Source organism: Gaiella sp. (assembly GCF_057140465.1).
In genome coordinates, this window is record NZ_DBNHWK010000037.1 from 13418 (window position 1) to 33780 (window position 20363).

19 protein-coding genes are annotated in these 20363 nt (G+C 73.9%); 12 read left to right on the forward strand and 7 right to left on the reverse strand.

Annotated elements, in window-relative coordinates; all coding sequences use genetic code 11:
• Positions 1–43: 43 nt before the first annotated feature.
• Positions 44–781 (reverse strand): MBL fold metallo-hydrolase, encoded by a 738-nt coding sequence (locus AC162C_RS05515; protein ID WP_484096676.1) that lies wholly within the window; start codon positions 779–781, stop codon positions 44–46.
• A 42-nt stretch (positions 782–823) separates the two neighbouring features.
• On the opposite strand from AC162C_RS05515, the gene AC162C_RS05520 reads away from it, so the two are divergent.
• Positions 824–5119, forward strand: coding sequence for a DEAD/DEAH box helicase (locus AC162C_RS05520; protein WP_484096677.1), 4296 nt, complete (start codon positions 824–826; stop codon positions 5117–5119).
• Positions 5120–5137: 18 nt separating this feature from the next.
• Entirely contained in the window at positions 5138–6625 is a 1488-nt protein-coding gene (locus AC162C_RS05525) for a cryptochrome/photolyase family protein (protein ID WP_484096678.1), read from the forward strand.
• A gap of 73 nt (positions 6626–6698) precedes the next feature.
• Here AC162C_RS05525 and AC162C_RS05530 read toward each other — a convergent pair whose 3' ends face one another.
• On the reverse strand, positions 6699–7139 hold the full coding sequence (locus AC162C_RS05530) for a hypothetical protein (RefSeq protein ID WP_484096679.1): 441 nt from the start codon (positions 7137–7139) through the stop codon (positions 6699–6701).
• Positions 7136–7996, reverse strand: a complete 861-nt coding sequence (locus AC162C_RS05535; RefSeq protein ID WP_484096680.1) for a MerR family transcriptional regulator — start codon at positions 7994–7996, stop codon at positions 7136–7138. Before AC162C_RS05535 ends, AC162C_RS05530 begins: the two co-directional genes overlap by 4 nt.
• A gap of 38 nt (positions 7997–8034) precedes the next feature.
• Between AC162C_RS05535 and AC162C_RS05540 the strand changes: the two genes are divergently transcribed.
• The 9 genes from AC162C_RS05540 (at position 8035) to AC162C_RS05580 (ending at position 17450) form a co-directional block, all read left to right on the forward strand.
• Positions 8035–8790: a DNA-formamidopyrimidine glycosylase family protein gene (locus AC162C_RS05540; protein ID WP_484096681.1), complete on the forward strand. Its 756-nt coding sequence runs from the start codon at positions 8035–8037 to the stop codon at positions 8788–8790.
• Positions 8791–8897: 107 nt separating this feature from the next.
• Positions 8898–10121, forward strand: a complete 1224-nt coding sequence (locus AC162C_RS05545; protein ID WP_484096682.1) for a serine/threonine-protein kinase — start codon at positions 8898–8900, stop codon at positions 10119–10121.
• A gap of 39 nt (positions 10122–10160) precedes the next feature.
• Complete coding sequence (locus tag AC162C_RS05550; RefSeq protein WP_484096683.1) at positions 10161–11597, forward strand: SDR family oxidoreductase; 1437 nt, start codon at positions 10161–10163, stop codon at positions 11595–11597.
• A gap of 72 nt (positions 11598–11669) precedes the next feature.
• Positions 11670–11876: a hypothetical protein gene (locus AC162C_RS05555; protein ID WP_462973349.1), complete on the forward strand. Its 207-nt coding sequence runs from the start codon at positions 11670–11672 to the stop codon at positions 11874–11876.
• Positions 11873–12847 carry a cupin domain-containing protein gene (locus AC162C_RS05560; RefSeq protein WP_484096684.1) on the forward strand — a complete coding sequence of 325 codons (975 nt, stop codon included), beginning with the start codon at positions 11873–11875 and terminating at the stop codon, positions 12845–12847. The genes AC162C_RS05555 and AC162C_RS05560 overlap by 4 nt, the downstream gene beginning before the upstream one ends.
• A 46-nt stretch (positions 12848–12893) precedes the next feature.
• A complete protein-coding gene (locus tag AC162C_RS05565) occupies positions 12894–13931 on the forward strand; it encodes a ParA family protein (RefSeq protein ID WP_484096685.1) in 1038 nt (345 codons plus the stop codon).
• Positions 13921–15396, forward strand: coding sequence for a cell division protein FtsZ (ftsZ, locus tag AC162C_RS05570; RefSeq protein ID WP_484096686.1), 1476 nt, complete (start codon positions 13921–13923; stop codon positions 15394–15396). The genes AC162C_RS05565 and ftsZ overlap by 11 nt, the downstream gene beginning before the upstream one ends.
• A 177-nt stretch (positions 15397–15573) precedes the next feature.
• Positions 15574–16941: a gamma-glutamyltransferase gene (locus AC162C_RS05575; RefSeq protein ID WP_484096687.1), complete on the forward strand. Its 1368-nt coding sequence runs from the start codon at positions 15574–15576 to the stop codon at positions 16939–16941.
• Positions 16938–17450, forward strand: a complete 513-nt coding sequence (locus tag AC162C_RS05580) for an N-acetyltransferase family protein (RefSeq protein WP_484096688.1) — start codon at positions 16938–16940, stop codon at positions 17448–17450. The genes AC162C_RS05575 and AC162C_RS05580 overlap by 4 nt, the downstream gene beginning before the upstream one ends.
• Positions 17451–17456: 6 nt before the next feature.
• Here the strand turns inward: AC162C_RS05580 and AC162C_RS05585 are convergent, their stop codons facing one another.
• From AC162C_RS05585 to AC162C_RS05600, 4 genes are read right to left on the reverse strand one after another with little or no spacing between them, the layout of a single operon-like run.
• Positions 17457–17960, reverse strand: coding sequence for a SixA phosphatase family protein (locus AC162C_RS05585; RefSeq protein ID WP_484096689.1), 504 nt, complete (start codon positions 17958–17960; stop codon positions 17457–17459).
• The gene (locus tag AC162C_RS05590; RefSeq protein ID WP_484096690.1) at positions 17957–18178 is read right to left on the reverse strand and encodes a hypothetical protein; all 222 of its coding nucleotides are present in this window, start codon (positions 18176–18178) and stop codon (positions 17957–17959) included. The genes AC162C_RS05585 and AC162C_RS05590 overlap by 4 nt, the downstream gene beginning before the upstream one ends.
• Positions 18179–18208: 30 nt before the next feature.
• On the reverse strand, positions 18209–18718 hold the full coding sequence (locus tag AC162C_RS05595; RefSeq protein WP_484096691.1) for an HD domain-containing protein: 510 nt from the start codon (positions 18716–18718) through the stop codon (positions 18209–18211).
• Positions 18711–19217 (reverse strand): protein-tyrosine phosphatase family protein, encoded by a 507-nt coding sequence (locus AC162C_RS05600; RefSeq protein ID WP_484096692.1) that lies wholly within the window; start codon positions 19215–19217, stop codon positions 18711–18713. The genes AC162C_RS05595 and AC162C_RS05600 overlap by 8 nt, the downstream gene beginning before the upstream one ends.
• A 108-nt stretch (positions 19218–19325) precedes the next feature.
• Between AC162C_RS05600 and AC162C_RS05605 the strand changes: the two genes are divergently transcribed.
• Positions 19326–20102: a VOC family protein gene (locus tag AC162C_RS05605; protein WP_484096694.1), complete on the forward strand. Its 777-nt coding sequence runs from the start codon at positions 19326–19328 to the stop codon at positions 20100–20102.
• The last annotated feature ends 261 nt before the right edge of the window (positions 20103–20363 follow it).

The following is a 20363-nucleotide window of genomic DNA, read 5'->3' on the forward strand; positions in this document are numbered from 1 at the left end:
GGGTTGCTCCGGCTTCGAGGCTAGCGGAACCGCCGGTGCGCGGTCAGCGCTCGACGCGGCTGCCGGGGAGGAGGTCGTCGCGTCCGTCGGGCCACCGCACCCACGCCTTGTGCCCGCCGTCGTAGTCGTCGCCCCACACGATCAGCGTCGCGGGCTCGCCGAGCGCCGTGCACTGCGCGGTGCCCTCGGGGTCGAGCCCCCGCCAGCAGCGCACGAACGCGTTGGACTCCCACTCCGCGGCGACCGTGGTGTGGCCGATGTGCCCCGGGTTGAGCACGACGCCTCCGTCGAGCGCGAGGAGCACCTCCATCACCGAGTGACGCAGGTCCTCGAAGGACGTCGATCCCGGCGCGTGGACGCCGCCCACGGAGCCGGCGAAGAGCGTGTCGCCGGTGAAGCACTCGATGCCGTCGACGAGGAAGGCGAGCATCCCACCCGTGTGCCCCGGCGTGTGGAGGCAGCGGATGCGAAGGTCGCCCGACTCGACGACGTCGCCGTCTCCCAGGCGCCCGCCGACGCCGACGAGGTGCGCCGCCTCGAGCGGGTGTGCGAGCACCGGTGCCCCGAACCGCTCCCGGAACTCGTCGAGGTGCGCGACGTGGTCCGCGTGGTGGTGCGTGAGCAGCACGTGCGTGACCGTGAGCCGGTGGCGCTCGATCGCCGCCAGCAGCGGGCCCGGCGGGCCTCCGGCGTCGATCAGCACGGCCTGGCCGCCCGCCCGGTCGCCCACGACGTATCCGTTCGAGAGCCAGCCGGGGTCCATGCTCCGCTCGAGGATCACGTGCCACACGCTAACACCGTGCCGCCTCGGTACCCTCCGGCGGTGGACTCGCTGTCCGTGCTCCGACCGACGACACGGGCGTGGTTCGAGCGTGCGTTCGCCGCTCCCACGCCGGCGCAGGAACGCGCCTGGCCGGCGATCGCGAGCGGGCACAACGTGCTCGTGCAGGCGCCGACGGGGTCCGGCAAGACGCTCGCGGCCTTCCTCGTCGGCATCGACCGCCTCGACGCGGCTCCGGGCGACGGGATGCGGCTGCTCTACGTCTCCCCGCTGAAGGCGCTCAACTACGACGTCGAGCGCAACCTCCGCGCGCCGCTCGCGGGCATGCGCTCCGGGCTGTCCGTCGGCGTCCGGACGGGCGACACCACGCAGGCCGAGCGTCGGGAGATGCTGCGAACGCCGCCCGACATCCTGATCACGACCCCGGAGTCGCTGTTCCTCCTGCTCACGTCGCAGGGCCGCGAGCTCCTGCGCACCGTCGAGACCGTGATCGTGGACGAGGTGCACGCCGTCGCGGGGACGAAGCGCGGGGCCCACCTCGCGCTCTCGCTCGAGCGGCTCGCAGCGCTCGCCGAGCGACCGTTCCAGCGCGTCGGCCTGTCGGCCACCCAACGCCCCCTGGCCGAGATCGGGCGCTTCGTCGCCGGGTCGGGTCGGGAGATCGAGCTCGTCGACGCGGGCTCGCGCAAGGAGCTCGACCTCGAGGTCGTGATCCCGGTCGAGGACCTCCGCGAGCTCGGGGCGGACCGCGGGCTGTCGCAGCCCGTGATGCCGGACGGCGTGGAGATGGCCCCCGGCTTCGAGCCGAGCGCGCGCTCGATCTGGCCGTCGATCTACCCGGCCCTCCTCGATCTCGTCCGCGACCACCGCTCGACGATCGTCTTCGTGAACAACCGGCGGCTCGCGGAGCGGCTGGCGATCCGTCTCAACGAGCTGGCGGGTGAGGAGATCGCCCGCGCGCACCACGGGTCGATCGCCCGCGAGCAGCGCGTGGAGATCGAGGAGCAGCTGAAGGCGGGGCGCATCCCGTGCCTCGTCGCCACCTCGAGCCTCGAGCTGGGGATCGACATGGGGGCGGTCGACCTCGTGATCCAGGTCGAGAGCCCGAAGTCGGTGGCCCGCGGGCTGCAGCGCGTCGGACGGGCGGGGCACGAGCTCGGCGCCACCTCGAAGGGGCGCCTGTTCCCGAAGTTCAGGGCCGACCTGCTCGAGTGCGCGGTCGTGGCGCGCGCGATGCGCCTGGGCGAGATCGAGGAGACGCGGATCCCGCGGAACCCGCTGGACGTGCTCGCCCAGCAGGTCGTCGCGATCTGCGCCGACGTGGAGGTCGCCGTCGACGACCTCCACGAGCTCGTGCGCGGTGCGTATCCGTTCGCGGACCTGTCGCGCGAGCAGCTCGAGAACGTCCTCGACATGCTGGCGGGGCGCTACCCGTCCGACGAGTTCGCCGAGCTGCGTCCGAGGATCGTCTGGGATCGCACCGCCGGCGTCGTCCGGGGCCGCTCGGCGGCGCGTCGCCTCGCCGTCACGAACGCGGGCACGATCCCCGATCGCGGACTCTTCGGCGTCTTCCAGGTGGACGGTGGGGGCCGGGTCGGCGAGCTCGACGAGGAGATGGTCTACGAGGCGCGTGAGGGGCAGACGTTCATGCTCGGCGCCTCCACCTGGCGCATCGAGGAGATCACGCGCGACCGCGTGCTCGTCTCCCCGGCGCCCGGCGTTCCCGGCGCGGTGCCCTTCTGGAAGGGCGAGGGCGTCGGCCGCCCCTACGAGCTGGGGGCGCGGATCGGCGCGGCGGCACGTGAGCTCGAGGCGCTCCCGGACGAGCAGGCGCTGGAGCGCCTCGCCGGCGAGTACCACCTCGACGCGTTCGCGCGGGCAAACCTCCTCACGTTCCTCCGCGAGCAGGCCCGGAGCACGGGGGCGGTGCCCTCGGATCGCACGATCGTGGTCGAGCGCTTCCGCGACGAGATCGGCGACTGGCGCATCTGCATCCTCACGCCGTTCGGCGGCCGCGTCCACGCGCCCTGGGCGCTCGCGCTCGGCGCCAGGCTCCGCGATGCGCTCGGCCTCGAGGTGCAGTCGCTGTGGTCGGACGACGGCATCGCCCTGCACCTCCCCGACGTCGACGCCGTCCCGTCGCTCGACGACCTCGCGATCGGTCCCGAGGAGATCGAGGAGCTCGTCGTTCAGGAGCTCGGTCAGAGCGCGCTCTTCGGCGCGCGCTTCCGGGAGAACGCGGCCCGCGCCCTGTTGATCCCGCGTCGCCGGCCGGGACAGCGCACGCCGCTCTGGCAGCAGCGGCTCAAGGCGCAGAGCCTGCTCCAGGTGGCGCGCCGGTACGGCTCGTTCCCGATCGTGCTCGAGACCTACCGGGAGTGCCTCCAGGACGTCTTCGACCTGCCTGCGCTGCGCGGCGTCCTCGCCGGTCTCCGCTCCCGCGAGCTCGACCTCGTCGAGGCCGACACCGCGTCCGCGTCGCCGATGGCGGCGTCGCTCATGTTCGACTACGTCGCGACGTACATGTACGAGGACGACACGCCGGCCGCCGAGCGCCGCGCACAGGCCCTCGCCCTCGACCGTGAGCTGCTCCGCGAGCTGCTCGGCCAGGAGGAGCTCCGCGACCTGCTCGACGCCGACGCCGTCGCGGAGGTCGAGGCGTCGCTCCGGAGGGCGCCGCGGAACGCCGACGAGCTCCACGACCTGCTGCGCCGGGTCGGCGACCTCGGCGCAGACGAGCACGACCCCGGCCTGGCCGAAACCCTGATCCGGGAGCGACGGGCGATCCGGGTCCGGCTCGCGACGGGCGAGGTGCTCGTCGCCGTCGAGGACGCCGGGCTCTTCCGGGACGCGCTCGGGGTCGTCCCGCCCGGCGGGCTCCCCGCGGCCTTCCTGGAGCCGGTCGACGACCCGCTGGAGCGCCTCCTGCGCCGGTACGCGCGCTCGCGCGGCCCGTTCACGACGGGGGAGGCCGCCGGACGCTACGGCCTCGACGCGCGGGACGTCGACGAGGCCCTCGCCGCGCTCGAGACGCGCGACCTCCTCGTGCGGGGCGAGCTCCGACCCGGAGGAGTCGAGCGGGAATGGTGCGACCCGGACGTCCTGCGCAGGATCCGCCGCGCCTCGCTCGCCGTGCTGCGTCGGGAGGTCGAGCCGGCCGAGCAGGCCGCGCTCGCGCGGTTCCTGCCGGCATGGCACGGGATCGGCCGCCGGGCGACCCTGCGGGAGGCGCTCGTCCCCCTCCAGGGGATCGCCCTCCCGGTCTCGCTGTGGGAGTCGGAGCTCCTGCCGAGCCGTGTCCCCGGGTACCAGCCGACCTGGTTGGACGCCCTCTGCGCGTCGGGTGAGCTCGTGTGGGTCGGCGCCGGCCTCGATCGCGTCGCCTGCTTCTTCCGGGACGACGCGCCGGTGCTCGGGCCGCCCGCGTCGTCGGAGCCGCTGTCCGGCGCGTCCTGCGACGCGATCCGCTCCGCGCTCGGACGGAGCGCCGAGTTCTGGACCGATCTCCTGCTCGCCACCGGGCTCGAGGCGAGCGATGCGCTGGCTGCGCTCTGGGAGCTCGTCTGGAACGGCGAGGTGACCAACGACGCGTGGGCCCCGTTGCGTTCCGCTCGCCGCTACGGCGTCCCGAAGGCCGAGCGTCCGGCCCGGCGGTTCACGCGCTCCCGCTCGAGCGGGCAGACGGCGACGGCGGGCCGCTGGTCGCTCGCGGCGCGGCTGTTCCCGGAGCCGCCGGACCGTCGCGCGCTCGCGGAGCTGCTCCTCGAGCGGCAGGGCATCGTCACGCGCGACGGCGTCCGCGCCGAGGGGATCGCCGGTGGGTACGGCGCGGTCTACGCCGAGTTGCGCCGGCTCGAGACGATCGGCCAGTGCCGGCGCGGCTACTTCGTGGAGGGCCTCGGGGGCGCCCAGTTCGCGCTCCCCGGCGCCGTCGAGCGACTGCGTGAGCGGCGTGTCGGAGGCAGCGACGACGAGCCGGAGGCGCTCGTGCTGGCGGCGGCCGACCCGGCGCAGCCCTACGGTGCCGTGCTCCCCTGGCCGAAGCGGGCAGGGGCGAGGGCCGCGCGCGTCGCCGGAGCCCACGTCGTCCTCCTCGACGGCGAAGCGGCCCTCTTCGTGGAGCGGGGCGGACGCTCACTCGTGCCCCTCAGGGATCCGGACGAGACGTGGCTGCGACCCGCGATCGCCGCGCTGGTCGGCTGGGTCCGGGGCGCGCGTGGCCGCAGGCTCGCCGTCGAGCGTTTCGACGGGAGCCCGATCACCGACACGGAGGCGCTCGCCCTTCTCGTCGATGCCGGGTTCCTCGTCGGCCCGCGTCGGGTCGTGATCCGATCGTGACGGCACCGCCGGCCGGTCGTGGCTGAGACCGTCTGGGTCCTCGGCGACCAGCTCGCACGCCGTGGTGGTGCCCTCCGCGACGCCGAGCCGGGCGACACGACGGTCCTCCTCGTCGAGAGCGACCGCCTCGTGCGGTCACGCCCGTGGCATCGCCAACGCCTCCACCTGGTGCTCACGGCGATGCGTCGGTTCGCGCACGCGCTGCGCGAGGAGGGCTTCGACGTCGACGTGAGGCCTGCTCCCTCGCTCGCCGACGGCGTCCGCGACCACATCGCCGAGCGTCGGCCCGACCTCGTCCGCGTCGCCGAGCCCACGTCCTGGGACGCGCGTCGCACGGCGGAGCGGCTGGGATGTGTCGTCGTCCGCGACGACCGGTTTCTCTGCCACCACGAGGAGTTCGCCGACTGGGCAGGCGGCCGGTCGACGCTGCGCCTGGGCGACTTCTACCGGGCACAGCGGCGTCGCTTCGGCTTCCTGATGAACGGAGAGGAGCCCGTCGGAGGGCAGTGGAGCTTCGATGCGGAGAACCGCCAGCGCCCCCCGCGCGAGGGGCACGACTGGCCGCGCCCCCCGATCGCGCCGCGGGACGACCTCGATCAGGAGGTCCTCGCGCGCCTCCCCGCGACGGCCTGGGGCGAGCAGCCGGTGGGTCTGTGGCCGACCGATCGCGCGCACGCTCTCCGCCTGCTCGACCACGTCGTCGAGGAGGTCCTGCCGGGGTTCGGCCCGTACCAGGACGCGATGCTGACGGGGGAGTGGCGGCTGCGCCACACCCTGCTCTCCTCGTCCCTCAACCTCGGCCTGCTCCACCCGCGCGAGGTGTGCGAGCGGATCGAAGAGGCCTACCGTGGCGGTCGTGTGCCGCTCGCCTCGGCGGAGGGGCTCCTCCGCCAGGTGCTCGGGTGGCGGGAGTACGTGTGGGGCGTCTACTGGCTGTGGATGCCGGAGTACCGCGACGCGAACGCGCTGTCGGCGGCGCGCCCGCTGCCTCCGCTCTTCACGGGCGCGCCCACCCGGATGCGGTGCGTGCGGAGCGCGCTCGAGGGCGTTCACGCCCGTGCGTACGCGCATCACATCCAGCGGCTGATGGTGCTCGGCAACCTCTGCCTGCTCGCGGGCGTGCGTCCGACGGAGCTCGTCGACTGGATGCACGCCTCGTTCGTCGACGGCGCGGAGTGGGTGATGCTCCCGAACGTGATCGGGATGGCGCTGTACGCGGACGGTGGGCGCATGGCGACGAAGCCGTATGCCGGGGGCGGCAACTACATCGACCGCATGAGCGACCACTGCCGGTCGTGCGCCTACGCGCACCGCGAACGGGTCGGGGAGGACGCCTGTCCCTTCACGACGCTGTACTGGAGCTTTCTCGATCGCCACCGGGAGCTGCTCGCGGGCAACCACCGCGTCGCCCGTCAGGTTTGGGCGCTCGAGCGCCTCCCCGACCTCGACGAGGTGCGCACCCGCGCGCAGGTCGTGCTCGCCCGCCTCGACGAGGGGGCGCTCTAGCAGCCGGTCGCCGGTGTCGCCGGCTCTCCGCGCGGCCCCGGCGTGCGGCGCCCGCTCGTGCGCCCGGCTGCGACTAGGGCCGTGGCCGTCGCAGCAGCGCGCCGAGGACGACGCCGAACAGCAGGTGGCGGAACGTCGCCTGCGCGAAGCCGCGGGGCGAGCGCGAGAGCGGGGGGAGCTCGACGTCGCCGCGGGCAGGGTGGTAGCGGTCGGTGAGCGCCGTCAGCGGGTAGAGGGCGAGGTGCTCGACCATCGCGAAGGCGACGGCGTTCCGCATCGTGCTGCCGCCGACGCGCCGGTCGACGCGCTCGAAGAGGACGCCGGCCGCGGCGCCGTTCGCCGCGTGCGCGACCAGGCCCAGGGGCCGCCAGAGCGGCCCCCGCGTGACCGCCTTGCCGAGGAGGGCGACGTCCGAGTACGGGAAGCGGAAGACACGCCGGTCGACCGGCTCGACGAGCGACCACACGGTCGCCGCCGACGCTCCCGCGATCGCGGCCCGCCGGGCGCGGCTCATGCCTGCCCGGCCTCGCGCAGTCGGGCGACGGTCGCAGTGAGCTCGCCGTTCGCGTACACGGCCGAGAGCGAGCGCGCCATCGACGCGTCGACGCCGGCGCCGCCCAGCGCGATCGTCGGGAGCCCCGCGCGATCGAGCCGCTGGAGCGCCGTCGTGAGCTCGGCCGCCGTCTGCTCCTGGCCTGCGCTGAGGCAGACGAGCGAGGCGCCGACGGCGACGGCGAACCCGACCGTCTCCTCCACGGGCATCGACGGGCCGAGGTACTCGACGCGCCAGCCGTCCGCGCGCAGCATCACCGCGAGCATCAGGAGACCGAGCTCGTGCTGCTCTCCCGGGGCGCACGCGAGCACCGCGATTCCCCGTACCGCCGGCCGATCCTCCGCGAGCAGCTCCTCGAGGCGCGACCGGACCTTCGACGTGAAGGAGTGCTCCTCGGCGATCGTCAGGTCGCCCCGGCGCCACGCGTCGCCGAGATCGCGCAGGGCGGGGGAGACCACCTCGACGAACGCGCGGTCGAGTGGCAGCGTCGCGAAGACCTGATCGAGCAGCGCGCCGACCGTGAGCGGGTCCTCGGCGGCGGTCGCGGCGACGAGGGCGTCCCGGAGGTCGGCCGGCTCGCTGAGCGCGGGGGCGCTCCCGGAGCGGAGGACGCGCGCCGCCTCCCCGATGCGCCATCCCTCTGCGAGGCGGTCGCGCAGCCACTCGACACGGGCGACGTCCTGCTCGGTGTAGCGTCGCTGCCCACCGGCAGTACGCTGCGGTTCGAGCACGCCGTACCGCTGCTCCCACTTGCGCAGGGTGTCTGCGGCGACACCCGTTCGGCGCGCGATCGCTGAGATGTTCAAGAGCGTGGACATAATCTGGACAAATCGTAGCTCATCGAGCCGGCGGAGCAATGCCCGAGGGTGACGCGGTCCACCGCGTCGCCGCCCGCCTGGAGGTGCTCGTCGGCGACCGGGTCGCGGCGGAGTCGCCGCATCCTCGCGCGGCGGCGACCGGAGTCGCGGCGGCGATCGACGGTCGGGTGCTCGAAGGTGTCGAGGCGGTGGGCAAGCACCTGCTGCTCCGCTTCGACGGCGGCGTCACCGTCCGCAGTCATCTGCGCATGTCGGGGCGGTGGCGTGTCGAGCGGCGCGGCTCACCGCGGTCCGGCCGCCCGTGGCTCGTCCTGCGAGGCAGGGACTGGGAGGCGGTGCAGTGGAACGGGCCCGTGCTCGCGCTCGGCGAGGGGCCCGTGGAGACGCTCGGGCCCGACCTCCTCGCGGAGGGGGCGGACCTCGCCGCCCTCGCGCGACGGCTTCGCGGCAGGGAGGCGTCCCGCCCCGTGGGCGAGGCCCTGCTCGACCAGCGCGTCGTCGCAGGCATCGGGAACATGTGGATGGCGGAGATGCTGTGGCAGGCGCGCCTCTCGCCGTGGCTCCCGGTGGACGCCGCGACCGACGACGAGCTCCTCGTCGCTCTGGAGTGGGCACGCCGGTCGATGCGGGCCGCCGTCACCGGGACGCGCCCCCTGCGCAACGTCTACCGGCGGGCCGGCCGCCCGTGCCGACGGTGCGCCGCGCCGATCCGCTCCGGGGGGCTCGGCGAGGCGAACCGGACGGCCTACTGGTGCGACCGCTGCCAGCGCGGCGAATCGTCCGTCGAGCCGTAGACGCGGGAGCCGGGAGCGGGGAGCGCCGTGGCTCGTCGGGCGCGGTCGACTGACGCCGGTCGGCGCGCGCAGCGAGGAATCCGGCGCTCGGTCGCGTACCGAGGACCGTGACCGTCCGCGCTCCTCACCTCGCGGCGACGCTTCGCTCCTTCACCCTCGGCGCCTTCGCCTACCTGGTTCGTGAGCTCGACGAGGCGGGTGACTCCCTCCCCTTCGCCTTCGAGGAGCACGTCGGCCGCGACGGCCCCTCGCTGTACGAGTACCGGCCCCTCGTCCGCGACTTCATCGAGGCCAGGTCGTCCCACCTCCGCGTGCGCGACGACGCCACCCTCGCGCTCGACGAGCTCCGGCGGGAGCCCGCGGCCGCGATCTATGCGCGTGCACACGCCGGCCCGACGCCCGACGAGGACGACGCGCTCTACCGCACCGTCCTCCTCGACCTGCTGGTGCGCACCGCCGAGGGATGCGGCGGCTTCGACTGGGACGACGACGTGTTCACCCGCGCCTACGCCGAGCTCGAGCGCTCGCTGTTCGGCGAGCGAAGGACGTACGCCGCGGCCGCCCCGCTCGTCGGCCTCTCGGTGGGGGCGGCGATCGACCTCGGCCCCTCGATGCGCGTTCGGGCCGCGGCCGACGGCGAGCTCGCACGTCACTGGCCGGAGGCGCGCAGGCTGCTCCCGGACGGATTCGGCCGCGATCCGGACCGCTACTGCGTCGCCGAGCTGCGGGCCGCGCTCGGCCCGGACGAGGACGCGCCCGATGCTCCGGCGGAGATCGCGGACGCCGTCTCGGCTCTGAGGCTCGCCACCGCCGCGCCGCTCGCCGCGGGCCCGGTGCTCTTCGAGACGCTCGACGGGCGCCCGTACGGTATTCGGCCGGTGCTCCCGATCGCCGCCACGCAGCCGCCCGGGGAGCCGACGCGCCTCGATCCCTTCCGCGGGGCGCTCGCCGGCGAGCTGCTCGCGCGGCTCGGGCTGGCGGACGCCGATGCGACCCTCGCCGAGGCGCTCGATCGGTGGGAGCTCTCGCTCTTCCAGCAGGACCCGTTCCGGTCGGAGCAGCTCCGGGCGGCGCTGGCGGCAGTGCTCGGGGACGCGTGGGTGCTCCGCGCGCCGGTCCTGCTCGAAGACGATCCGGCGCTCCGTGGCCGGGTGCACACCGCTCTCGCAGCGCTCGCGGAGCGTGACGACTCCGCACAGGCGGCCGACCTCGTTCGCCGCGTGCTGGTCGGGGCGTTGCGCCACGGCGACCGAGTCACGCTCGCGCAGCTCCTCGACGGCGTGCTCCTCGGACAGCGCGAGGCGCCGACCCGCGAGCACCTCGTCGCGTGACACCTGTCGCCCCATGAGTACGCTCAGCCCATCACCGGGATGATCCTCCTCACGGGCGCGACCGGGTACGTCGGCGGACGGCTGCTCCGCGTGCTCGAGGAGCGGGGAGAGCGGGTTCGCTGCCTCTCGAGGCGCCCCGAGTTCCTCGCCGGGCGCGTCGGGCCCCGGACGGAGGTCGTCCAGGGCGACGTGCTCCGCCCCGAGACGATCCCGCCTGCGCTCGAGGGCGTCGAGACCGTCTACTACCTCGTCCACTCGATGAGCTCACCACGGCCCTTCGACGAAGCGGATCGTGAGGCCGCGAACGCGTTCGTCGAGGCGGCCCGCACCAAGGGGGTGCGGAAGATCGTGTACCTCGGTGGGCTCGGCGAGGGCGTGCTCTCGAGCCATCTCGCCTCGCGCCAGGAGGTCGGCCGGATCCTTCGTGCCAGTGGCGTTCCGACGGTCGAGTTCCGCGCCGCGATCGTCATCGGCTCGGGAAGCGCGTCCTACGAGATGATCCGCTCGCTCGTCGAACGACTGCCGGTGATGGTGACGCCCCGGTGGGTCCGATCGCGGACACAGCCGATCGCGATCGAGGACCTGCTCGCCTACCTCGTTGCCGCGCTCGACTACGAGCCCGACGGCGGCGAGCTCTTCGAGATCGGCGGCGCCGACGTCGTCCGCTACCTCGACCTGATGCGGGAGTATGCGCGGCAGCGCGGCCTGACCCGGCTCATGATCCCGGTCCCGGTCCTCTCGCCGCGGCTCTCCAGCCTGTGGCTCTGGCTCGTGACGCCCGTCTACGCGGGTGTCGGCCGGAAGCTCGTGGACTCGCTGCGCAACGAGACGATCGTGCACGACCGGCGCGCGCTCGCCGTCTTCGACGTCCGTCCGCGAAGCGCGAGCGACGCGATCGAGCGCGCCCTGGCCAACGAGGAGCGGGAGATGGCCGAGACCCGCTGGTCGGACGAGGCGTTCCCGGAGCGCTCGTACGGGGGAGTCCGGGTCGGCTCCCGGCTCGTGGACTCGCGCTCGCGGGACGTCCCGTGCCCGCCCGCCCAGGCGTTCGCTCCGATCCGCCGCATCGGCGGCGAGAACGGCTGGTACAAGGGGTCGGGGCTGTGGGCCGCCCGTGGCATCCTCGACCGCCTCTTCGGCGGTCCGGGCCTGCGGCGTGGCCGGCGGGACCCGCACACCCTTCGCCCCGGCGACACCGTCGACTTCTGGCGGGTCGAGGCGTACGAGCCCGACCGCATCCTGCGGCTCGTCGCCGAGATGAAGATGCCAGGGCGAGCGTGGCTGCAGTTCGAGGTCACGGAGGCGGACTCCGGAGGGTCGACCATCACGCAGACCGCGGTCTTCGAGCCGGCGGGGCTGCTCGGCCTCGCGTACTGGTACGCGATCTGGCCGCTCCACGCGTACGTCTTCGGCGGGATGCTGCGCGAGATCGCGCGCACGGCGAGGAGAGGCTCGTCGGCGCCGCGGGCCGCCTGACGTCGCCGTCCGGCGCAGACGTGGCACAGACGCGACGCTGTCGCGTGACCGCCCCGGGGCTAGCGTGACAGCGTGGACGAGGCACGCAGCGTTCTCGAGCGGCTCGAGCGGATCGAGTCGATGCAGCGGGCGCACGCAGACCCGACGGAGCTGCTCGAGGAGCTGCGTGCCCTCGTCCACGAGGCCGAGGAGTGGGCGCAGATCGAGGGAGGTGATGCCGGCCGGTCGGCCGTCGCGCGGCTGCGGGAGTCGCTCGCGCGTGACATGATCGAAGCGTGATCACCCACTGGGACGAGCTCCAGGGCGTCCGGCGGGAGCGAGGGCACATCGCGGCGGAGTGGACATCCCTCACCGGGAGCCACTCCGACATGGTCGGAGTCCAGCGCATCCGCATCGATCCGGGAATGTGGTCGACACCCCTCCACCTCGAGGGGCGGGAAGAGGAGATCTTCGTCGTCCTCGCCGGGAGCGGCGTCTCGGTGCAGGACGCGGGCGACGGGATCGAGGGGTACGCGGTCCGGGCAGGTGACTGCCTCGTGCACCGAGCGCTCGAGCACGCCCACACCCTGCAGGCGGGGGAGGACGGCCTCGACGTGCTCGCGTTCGGACAGCGCAGCTATGCCGCGAACACGCTGTTGCCGCGGGCCGGCGTCTCCTGGCTCGGTCCGACATGGGTGCTCCAGGGCGCCCCCGAGGATCACCCGTGGGCGAGGGAAGCTGCCGTCGGCGCGACCGAGGGCACCGAGCTCTCGCCACCCCCGGAGCGCATCGTGCACGTCGACGAGGTCGACGCGACGACGCGGACGGGCGCGACGGTCGCCCGGCGCGCGCGGGACCTCGGTCGCGCCGCCGGCTCCGAGCGCACCGGGCTCAAGCTCTACGACGTCGAGCCGGGCAAGCTGATGAATCCGCCGCACGCCCACTCCGCCGAAGAGGAGATCTTCGTCGTCCTCGACGGCGACGGCAGCCTTCTCGTCTGGCCGCACCCCCGCGCCGAGACGGAGCCCGAGCGCTTCCCGGGCGGCGAGGAGGAGCACGCTCTCCGTGCCGGCAGCACGGTTGCGCAGCGGCCGGGCACCGGGAGGGCGACCGCGCTGCGAGCGGGCGACCGGGGCATGAGCGTGCTCGCGTACGGCACGCGAGAGCCGAACGACATCACGTACTACCCCCGTTCAGGCAAGGTGTCGTTGCGCGGAGTCGGCGTGATCGGCCGTCTCGCGCAACTCGACTACTGGGACGGCGAGGACTGATCCGACGTGAAGGAAAGCCGGGGACCGTGGTGAACACGGCCACGTCATGGGTCTCATCCGCCTGCTGCCGCGCTCGGGCCGGCACTCCGACGACACGGTCGTCCCCGACCAGGAGGACGTCGGCGTGAGCGAGCCCGACCGCGTGTTCGACGAGCCCGTGATCCCCGAGCCGATCGCGGACGAGCCCGTGGCCGCCGATCCGGCGATCGACGACGCGCGGCTCCCGGGCGACGCGGGCACCGACGAGACGCCGCCGCAGCCGTCGCCCGCGCCCGTCTTCGCGCCGGCAGCCGCCCCTCTCACGCAGACGGCCAGCGCGACGCGCGTGCTCGCGCTCGCGAACCAGAAGGGCGGGGTCGCCAAGACGACGACCACGCTCAACCTCGGAGTCGCGCTGCGCGAGCTCGGCGACCGCGTGCTCCTCATCGACCTCGATCCGCAGGGCAACCTGACGATGAGCCAGGGCATGAACCCCGACGTGATCGAGAAGTCGATGTTCGACGTCCTCGTGCATCGCATCCCGATCTCGGACGTGATCGCCACCGCGGAGGTCGACCTCGCCGTCGCCTCGATCGACCTCGCCGGGGCCGAGCTCGCGCTGTCGGCGCTCATCGGTCGCGAGCGAGCGCTCGAGAAGGCGCTCGTCGAGGTCCGCGACCGGTACGACTGGATCCTGATCGACACGCCGCCGTCGCTCGGGCTCCTCACGATCAACGCGTTCGTCGCCGCGACCGGGGTGATCGTCCCCGTCCAGTGCGAGTACCTTTCCCTCCGTGGCCTCGTGCAGCTCGAGAACACCCTTGCCATGGTGCGCGAGAACCTCAACCCGAGCGTGAGCGTCGAGGGGATCGTGCCCACGATGTTCGACGGCCGGACGCTCCACTCGCGCGAGGCGATCGAGATCCTGTCCGAGAACTTCGGTGACCTCGTCTACGCGACCCGCATCCGGAAGACGGTGCGCTACGCCGAGGCGCCCGTGAAGGGATCGTCGGTGCTGAAGTACGACCCGGAGGGGCCCGCGGCCGAGGCGTACCGGGAGCTGGCGCGCGAGATCGTCTCGAAGGGGGCGACAGGTGGCGCGTAAGCGGGCGAGCATGCGCGAGGGCCCGCTCGCCGAGCTCTTCCGTGCGACCGAGGCGGCACAGCGCGGGCAGCCGGAGCAGCCCGAGCAGCCCGAGCAGCCGGCCGACGAGACGGCGACCGACCAGGCGAACGAGACGGCCGAGGCGGCGGCGGACGAGCAGCAGACGATGGCGCTCGAGCCCGCCGACAGCGACGAGGAGCGCCGTCGCGCGATCTCGCTCGAGGCGACCGTGGAGCACGTGCTCGAGGTCGACGAGGACGTCCCCGGGACGCCGGAGGCCGAGACGGCCCGCCACGGGGCCGCCGTGCCGACGCCGACCCGGGAGGAGACGAAGGACGAAGGGCCGCGCGAGCCGCCGTACCAGCCCCCGGCGAGCCGCTTCGTCGCGGCGATGCCGGAAGGCGCGCCGAGGCTGAACGTGGCCCCCACCGGGGATCTCGGCTCCTACCTCGCCGTGATCAAGGTCGTCGGCGTGGGCGGGGGCGGCATCAACGCCGTCAACCGCATGATCGATGCCGGGATCGCCCAGGTCGACTTCGTCGCCGTCAACACCGACATGCAGCAGCTCGCGCTCTGCGACGCTCCCGTGAAGATCCACATCGGGGAGAAGCTCACGCAGGGGCTCGGCTCCGGCGCCGATCCCGACACGGGGCGCATGGCGGCAGAGGAGGCGTTCGACCAGATTCGCGCCGCCCTGCGCGGCTCCGACCTCGTGTTCGTCACCGCGGGCGAGGGTGGCGGAACGGGAACGGGCGCCGCGCCGGTCATCGCGCGGGCGGCGCGCGAGCTCGGCGCGCTCACCGTCGGCATCGTGACGACGCCCTTCGGGTTCGAGGGCACGCGACGGCGCACGGCGGCCGAGGGCGGCGTGGAGGCTCTCCGACGGGAGTGCGACACGGTGATCTCGATCCCCAACGACCGGCTGCTCGAGATCCTCGACCGCTCGACGTCGATGGTGGATGCGTTCCGCATCGCCGACGACGTGCTCCGCCAGGGCGTGCAGGGGATCTGTGACCTGATCACGATGCCGGGCCTGATCAACCTCGACTTCGCCGACGTCCGCACCGTGATGGCCGACGCCGGCTCCGCGCTGATGGGGATCGGCTACAGCGATGCGCCCGACGACCGGGCGCGGCAGGCGGCCGAGCGTGCGTTGCGCTCGCCCCTGATCGACGCCGAAGTCGTGGGAGCCCGGGGCATCATCCTCTCGATCGCCGGCGGCGAGGACCTCACGCTCCTCGAGGTCGACGAGGCCGCGGAGGTCGTGCGCCAGGCAGCGACGGACGACACCAACCTCATCTTCGGCGCGACTGTCGACGAGCGTCTCAGCGGACAGGTGTGGGTGACGGTGATCGCGACCGGCCTCGGCGGGTCTCGCCGACCCGCCCTCGGCCCGTCGTTCCGCGAGGAGCGGTCGACCGGTCGCCGGACGGACGACGGCGAGCTCCCGGGCTTCCTCCGCTAGGGGCTCGCACCAGCCGGACCTCTGCGGAGGTCGCCGATCCCCGCGGCGGATCCGGCCCCGTCCTGCACGGTAGGCGATGCGCCACGCGACCGGAGGAGGCGCTGCTGCCCCGGTCGTCCTCGTGGGCGGCGTCGGTCGCGTCCGATCGGCGGGGGAGGAAGCCCGTAGGCTCTCCGTGTGCGAGGGGCGATCGCAGCCGGCCATCCGCGCACCGCAGCGGCGGGTGCCCAGGTCCTGGCCGCGGGCGGGAACGCGGTCGACGCCGCGGTCGCGGCGGTGCTCGCGTCGTTCGCGGCGGAGGGCCCGCTGACCGGCCCGGCCGCGGGAGGGTTCCTCCTCGTCGCGGGCCGCGACGCGGAGCCCGTGGTCTACGACGCGTTCTTCGCGGTTCCGCAGCGCCTGCTGGGCGAGGTCGAGGTCGTGGTCGTCGACTTCGCCGACGCCTCGACGCAGACGTTTCGCATCGGCCCGGGGACGGTCGCCGTGCCCGGGTTGGTGAAGGGGCTCGAGCGTGCCCACCGTTCACACGGCAGGCTCGACTGGGACGTGATCGCACAGCCCGCGATCGACCTCGCGAACGACGGCGTCGAGATCAACGAGGCGCAGGCGTTCCTCCACACAGTGCTCACGCCGATCCTCCGACGCGAGGAGGCGGGCCGCCGGATCTACGGCCGGCGTGACCGTGTCGTCACGGCCGGGCTCGCCCCGACGCTCGAGGCGATCCGCGACCGCGGCGCCGACGCGATCGCGGAGGTCGTCCCCGAGCTCGCCGACGACCTGCACGCATACGCGGTCGAGGAGCGCGTGCCGGACCGCGTCGGGTTCCTCGGCAGGGAGGTGTTCACGACCCCCGAGCCGTCGCGGGGCGGGGCGGTCGTCGCGCGGGCGCTCGCCGAGCTCGAGCAGGGCGGGGTGGGCGGGCCGCCGGGCACCCCGGAGGAGGCGCTGCGCCTCGTGGCAGCGCTCAGCGCCGGCTACGGAGGCTTCGCTCCCGGGAGCCGGCTCACCGGGACGACGCACGTGTCCGTGGTCGACGCAGACGGGAACGCGGTCGGCGTCTCCTCGACGCTCGGCTCCGGATCCGGCGTGTTCCGCCACGGGTTCCAGCTCAACAACATGCTCGGCGAGGTCGACGTCGTCGGTCACGGCTCGCACGAACCGGGGACGCGGCTCGCGAGCATGATGACGCCCACGCTCGTGCTCGCGGACGGCCGGCCGCGTCTCGTGCTCGGCAGCGCGGGGTCGGTGCGCCTGTCCGGGGCGATCGTCCAGGTGATCGCCTCGGTGATCGCGCAGGGCCTGACCGTCGGCGACGCGATCGACCGGCCTCGACTGCACACCGAGGAGGGCAGCGTGCACCTCGAAGGCGGATGGGCGCTGCGGGTCGCCGAGCGGCTGGCCGCCGAGGGTCACGAGGTCGTCGGCTGGGCGGGGCTCAACCTCTACTTCGGCGGCGTCTCGGCCGTCGAGATGCTCGACTCCGACGAGCTCGCCGCCGCCGGAGACCCGCGGCGCGGCGGCACCGGGATGGTCGTCCGCGCGTGAGGATCCGTCGTGCCGAACCCGGCGACGCCCAGCGGCTCGTCGCGCTCGCGGAGCAGGTGGGGGCCGAGCCGGGGGACTTCCTGCTCACGACCGACACGTGGCGCGCGGTCGGCGACGAGCGTCGCTACCTGCGCGCCGTCCGGCACCATCCGGACGCCGCCGTCTACGTGGCCGAGGTCGCCGGCGAGGTCGTGGGTCGGCTCTCGCTCTCGCGTGACGTCCACGCTGCGAGCCAGCACGTCGCAGACCTCGGGCTGATGGTCGCGGCGCCGTACCGTCGGCAGGGGATCGGCTGGGCCCTGCTCGAGCAGGCGGTCGACTGGGCACGGGGGGCGGGCGTGCGCAAGCTCGAGCTCCACGTCTTCCCGTGGAACGAGCCCGCGCTCCGACTCTACGACTCGTTCGGCTTCGTCCGTGAGGGCATCCGCGTCGGTCACTACGCCCGCGGGACGGAGGACGTCGACGCGATCCTGATGGCGTTCCACATCCGCCCGCCGGGCCCGCGCTGACCCACGTCAGTCGAGCTCGCGCGGGAGCACGAGCGTCGAGATCGTCCCCGCCCCGGCGTCGACGCGCGCCCACGCGTCGACCGCCAGCTCGAGCGTCACGAGCGCCCCGGTCGGCAGCTTCTCGTGGACACGGTCGCGCTCTGCGGAGGGCCTCGCGAGTAGCACGGTGAGCGCCTCGAGCCCCGGGTTGTGCCCGACGAGCATCACCTCGTCCACGTCGGGGAGCTCCCGCACGACGTCGAGCAGGCCCTCCACCGAGGCCATGTACAGGGACGGCTCCTGTCGCACTGCGACGTCGCCGAGCGACGGGAGGATGCGGTCGAGGGTCTCGCGCGCCCGCACGGCGGTCGAGCAGCACACGAGCTGCGGCCGGACGTCGTGCTCGGCGATCCACTGCGCCATGCGCGAGGCCGCTCTGCGGCCGCGCGGCGCGAGCGGGCGGTCGTGGTCCGCGAGCGACCGGTCGTCCCACGACGACTTGGCGTGCCGCAGTACGTGGAGGCGCTTCATCGCGGCGCGAGGAGCCCGACCAGCCCCTCGGGGTCGTCGACGCCCGCCGCGAGCGCGTCCACGCGGAGCGGGCTCCCGCGGGTCCACGCCGTCGTCACCCCCACGGGGTCGACGCCCGCGGCCTCGACGAACGGCCGGGACGGGGTCGGCCCGAGGGCCAGGGGGAGCGGCCCGAGAGCCCCGTCGGGATGGGGACGCGCACCGGGCCATCCTCGCACGTGCCGACCCTCGTCACGCAGGAGGCGGGGTCAGCCGACCAGCGCGAGCAGCTCGTCCCACGACGGCGGGCCGTCGCGGAGCTCGGCCGCGGCGGCGAGCGGCCCGGGGCCACGGGCGAGCGTCGTCGAGAACCGCTGGGGGTCGGGGTCGATCCACACGCGTGGCAGGTGTAGTCGGTCGGCGTCCCAGCAGGCGCCGATCGTCGCGTCCTCGCTCACGAGCCCGCGCGTGTGCAGCGCGATCGCCTCGCAGAGGCGATCGAGCCGCTCGTGGCCGAGCGGCAGCGCCGCGACCGCCCAGAGCTCGCGTGCCCAGGTCGCGGCCCGGGGGCCGTGGTCGGGGTCGAACTGATCGTTCACCCGCCGTGTGTCGTGGAGCAGCCCGAAGAGGAACACGACCTCGCGATCGCAGCCCGGCAGGTCGTCGGCGAGCGAGAGCCCCGTCGCGGCGACCGCGCGCCAGTGCGCCTCCCCGTGCACGGCCGAGTCCCGTCGCCACGCCCCGGCGAGCACGGCGCCCACGACGTTCGCGTCAATCACCCGTCCTCCAGTCCCGGACGCGCTCCTGCTGGGCGGGCGTCTGCGGCGACGGCGCGAGCGCGTCCGCCGTCCCGCGGCGGAGGACGGCGATCCGGGCGATCGGGTCGCCGTCGGCGAGCCCGTGGCGCGCGAGCCAGCAGCCGACGATCGTGCCGGTGCGCCCGATCCCGCCTCTGCAGTGGAGGTAGACGCAGCCGCCCGCGGCACGCTCGGCGTCGACGAGGTCGAGGATCTCGGCCGTCAGCGTCTGCGACGCCGTCCCGAAGTCCGGGATCGACCGTCGTTCGTGGCGGGCCCCCTCGAGCAGGTGCGCATACGGTGCGAGGAGCTCGTCCGGCTCGGTCAGGTCGACGAACAGCGTCACACCGGTCTCGCGGAGCCCTGCGAGCCGCTCCCGCGCGGCGGTCGCGTCCGGATCTCCGGGGTAGGCACCCGCGAGCACGCGGCCGGGCTCCACCCAGTACGCGTCCGCGTTCGGGGCCGTCGGCACGTCGCGCATGCCCTGCCGACGATATCCGGCCCGGCCGAGCGCGGGGTCGGTCGAGCGGGCCGCCCCGCCGCCCGCTACGGTGGCCCTACGCGGACGAAGGAGGCGCAGGTGGCGGAGATGCACGAGTACGTCGCGGGCACGCCGTGCTGGGTCGACGTCAGCTCGGCCGATCTCGAGGTGACGCGGTCGTTCTACGGCGGGCTCTTCGGATGGGAGGCAGAGGACGATCCCCGCCCGGAGGCCGGGGGGTACGGGATGTTCAGGCTCCGCGGCCACGACGTCTCCGGGTTCGGCCCCCTCGCGGAGGGCAGGAGCCCGGCCTGGAGCACGTACGTCGCATCGGACGACGTCGATCGCACGGCCCGCGCGATCGAGGCCGCCGGAGGGGATGTCCTCGCCGGGCCGATGGACGTGCTCGACGCGGGGCGCATGCTCGCCGCGGCCGACCCGGCCGGTGCGGTCTTCGGCGTGTGGCAGGCCGGTGCCCATCGGGGAGCAGGCCTCGTCAACGAGCCCGGGTCGTTCACGTGGAACGAGCTCACGACCCCGGACGTGGAGGCCGCGCAGGCGTTCTACACCGCGGTCTTCGGCTGGGAGCGGGAGGAGCTCGAGGCGAGAGAGGAGCAGGAGCCGTTCGCGTACCACGTGCAGAGGCTCGGTCGGAACATGGTCGCCGGGATCATGGAGATGGACCCTTCGTGGGGGGACGTCCCCGCGCACTGGATGACCTACTTCGCCGTCGCCGACGCCGACGAGGCGGCGGAGCGCGTCGAGGAGCTCGGCGGCACGGTCTGCGTCGAGCCGTTCGACGCCACGTACGGTCGAGTGGCCGTGATCGACGATCCGGTCGGGGCGACGTGCTCGCTGATCGAGCTCGGCGCGGAGCAGGGGTAGGGGAGCCGACGGACGTGCGACCGGCGCCGGCCCGCGGTCCCGGCGGATGACGCGCTATCCGCGAAGGCGCGGACGGCGATCGGCGGATCCGCCGATGCCGCGATCGGCGGCATGGCGTTGACTGGGGGTGTGCCGAGCACGACCATGAACCTGACGCTGTCCTCGGACGAGCCGCTGTTCGAGCGCGTGTTCACGGTCTCGCCGCTCGTGCTCGTGTCGACGCTGGAGCCGGACGGAACGCCCGACATCGCGCCCAAGCAC

Excerpts from the sequence above, each read along its gene's own strand:
- AC162C_RS05600 (WP_484096692.1), bottom strand. The coding sequence starts at position 19,217 with ATGCGCGACGTGCCGACGGCCCCGAACGCGGACGCGTACTGGGTGGAG.
- AC162C_RS05605 (WP_484096694.1), top strand. The coding sequence starts at position 19,326 with ATGCACGAGTACGTCGCGGGCACGCCGTGCTGGGTCGACGTCAGCTCG.
- AC162C_RS05535 (WP_484096680.1), bottom strand. The coding sequence starts at position 7,996 with ATGTCCACGCTCTTGAACATCTCAGCGATCGCGCGCCGAACGGGTGTC.
- AC162C_RS05585 (WP_484096689.1), bottom strand. The coding sequence starts at position 17,960 with ATGAAGCGCCTCCACGTACTGCGGCACGCCAAGTCGTCGTGGGACGAC.
- AC162C_RS05550 (WP_484096683.1), top strand. The coding sequence starts at position 10,161 with ATGATCCTCCTCACGGGCGCGACCGGGTACGTCGGCGGACGGCTGCTC.
- AC162C_RS05565 (WP_484096685.1), top strand. The coding sequence starts at position 12,894 with ATGGGTCTCATCCGCCTGCTGCCGCGCTCGGGCCGGCACTCCGACGAC.
- AC162C_RS05530 (WP_484096679.1), bottom strand. The coding sequence starts at position 7,139 with ATGAGCCGCGCCCGGCGGGCCGCGATCGCGGGAGCGTCGGCGGCGACC.
- AC162C_RS05540 (WP_484096681.1), top strand. The coding sequence starts at position 8,035 with ATGCCCGAGGGTGACGCGGTCCACCGCGTCGCCGCCCGCCTGGAGGTG.